The following is a 2,630-nucleotide window of genomic DNA, read 5'->3' as shown; positions in this document are numbered from 1 at the left end:
GGATGCCTTGGCGATTACAGGCGATGAAGGACGTAGTAGCTTGCGATAAGCTGCGGGGAGCTAGCAAACAAGCTTTGATCCGCAGATTTCCGAATGGGGAAACCCGGCCTTTTAGGTCATTGCATACTGAATACATAGGTATGCAAAGCGAACGCGGCGAACTGAAACATCTAAGTAGCTGCAGGAAAAGAAATCAACCGAGATTCCCAAAGTAGTGGCGAGCGAAATGGGATGAGCCTGTACGTGATAGTCGGACTGATAGTGGAACAACCTGGAAATGTTGGCCATAGCGGGTGATAGCCCCGTACACGAAATCAGACCGGTGGTACTAAGCGTACGACAAGTAGGGCGGGACACGAGAAATCCTGTCTGAACATGGGGGGACCATCCTCCAAGGCTAAATACTCGTAATCGACCGATAGTGAACCAGTACCGTGAGGGAAAGGCGAAAAGAACCCCGGGAGGGGAGTGAAATAGATCCTGAAACCGTGTGCATACAAACAGTAGGAGCGGACTTGTTCCGTGACTGCGTACCTTTTGTATAATGGGTCAGCGACTTACATTCAGTGGCGAGGTTAACCAGATAGGGAAGCCGTAGAGAAATCGAGTCCGAACAGGGCGACAGTCGCTGGGTGTAGACCCGAAACCAAGTGATCTACCCATGGCCAGGTTGAAGGTGCGGTAACACGCACTGGAGGACCGAACCCACTAATGTTGAAAAATTAGGGGATGAGCTGTGGGTAGGGGTGAAAGGCTAAACAAACTTGGAAATAGCTGGTTCTCTCCGAAAACTATTTAGGTAGTGCCTCAAGTATCACCATCGGGGGTAGAGCACTGTTATGGCTAGGGGGTCATCGCGACTTACCAAACCATTGCAAACTCCGAATACCGATGAGTGCGAGCTTGGGAGACAGACGCCGGGTGCTAACGTCCGACGTCAAGAGGGAAACAACCCAGACCGCCAGCTAAGGTCCCAAAGATTGGCTAAGTGGAAAACGAAGTGGGAAGGCTAAAACAGTCAGGAGGTTGGCTTAGAAGCAGCCATCCTTTAAAGAAAGCGTAATAGCTCACTGATCGAGTCGTCCTGCGCGGAAGATGTAACGGGGCTAAGCCAGTTACCGAAGCTGCGGATTTGCACGCAAGTGCAAGTGGTAGGAGAGCGTTCTGTAAGCCTGTGAAGGTGTCTCGAGAGGGATGCTGGAGGTATCAGAAGTGCGAATGCTGACATGAGTAGCGTTAAAGCGGGTGAAAAGCCCGCTCGCCGTAAGCGCAAGGTTTTCTACGCAACGTTCATCGGCGTAGAGTGAGTCGGCCCCTAAGGCGAGGCAGAGATGCGTAGCTGATGGGAAACAGGTCAATATTCCTGTACCGATTGCAAGTGCGATGTGGGGACGGAGAAGGTTAGCTCAGCAGACTGTTGGATGTGTCTGTTCAAGCCCGTAGTCGTGCCTGGTAGGAAAATCCGCCGGGCTTAGATGAGAGGTGACAACGAGGAGGCTTGCCTCCGAAGTGAGTGATACCCTGCTTCCAGGAAAAGCCACTAAGCTTCAGCTTGCAACGACCGTACCGCAAACCGACACTGGTGCGCGAGATGAGTATTCTCAGGCGCTTGAGAGAACTCGGGAGAAGGAACTCGGCAAATTGACACCGTAACTTCGGAAGAAGGTGTGCCCTTAGTAGGTGAAGTCCCTCGCGGATGGAGCCCAATGGGGTTGCAAAAAATCGGTGGCTGCGACTGTTTAATAAAAACACAGCACTCTGCAAACACGAAAGTGGACGTATAGGGTGTGACGCCTGCCCGGTGCTGGAAGATTAAGTGATGGGGTGCAAGCTCTTGATCGAAGTCCCAGTAAACGGCGGCCGTAACTATAACGGTCCTAAGGTAGCGAAATTCCTTGTCGGGTAAGTTCCGACCTGCACGAATGGCGTAACGATGGCCACACTGTCTCCTCCCGAGACTCAGCGAAGTTGAAGTGTTTGTGATGATGCAATCTACCCGCGGCTAGACGGAAAGACCCCATGAACCTTTACTGTAGCTTTGCATTGGACTTTGAACCAATCTGTGTAGGATAGGTGGGAGGCTTTGAAGTGGTGACGCCAGTTGCCATGGAGCCATCCTTGAAATACCACCCTGGTTTGTTTGAGGTTCTAACCTTGGCCCGTTATCCGGGTTGGGGACAGTGCATGGTAGGCAGTTTGACTGGGGCGGTCTCCTCCCAAAGTGTAACGGAGGAGTTCGAAGGTACGCTAGGTACGGTCGGACATCGTGCTAATAGTGCAATGGCATAAGCGTGCTTAACTGCGAGACCGACAAGTCGAGCAGGTACGAAAGTAGGACATAGTGATCCGGTGGTTCTGTATGGAAGGGCCATCGCTCAACGGATAAAAGGTACTCTGGGGATAACAGGCTGATTCCTCCCAAGAGTTCATATCGACGGGGGAGTTTGGCACCTCGATGTCGGCTCATCACATCCTGGGGCTGTAGCCGGTCCCAAGGGTATGGCTGTTCGCCATTTAAAGTGGTACGCGAGCTGGGTTTAGAACGTCGTGAGACAGTTCGGTCCCTATCTGCCGTGGGCGTTGGAGATTTGAGGGAAGTTGCTCCTAGTACGAGAGGACCGGAGTGAACG

The 2,630-nt window shown here is 52.3% G+C and carries 1 rRNA gene; it reads left to right on the top strand.

Annotated features, from left to right (window positions below):
• Positions 1–2,630 (top strand): 23S ribosomal RNA (locus VEB01_RS06515); the annotation flags it as partial.

The organism is Methylocaldum sp. (genome assembly GCF_035627495.1).
In the GTDB taxonomy this organism is placed as follows: Bacteria; Pseudomonadota; Gammaproteobacteria; order Methylococcales; family Methylococcaceae; genus Methylocaldum.
This window is presented reverse-complemented; position numbering and strand designations above follow the sequence as displayed.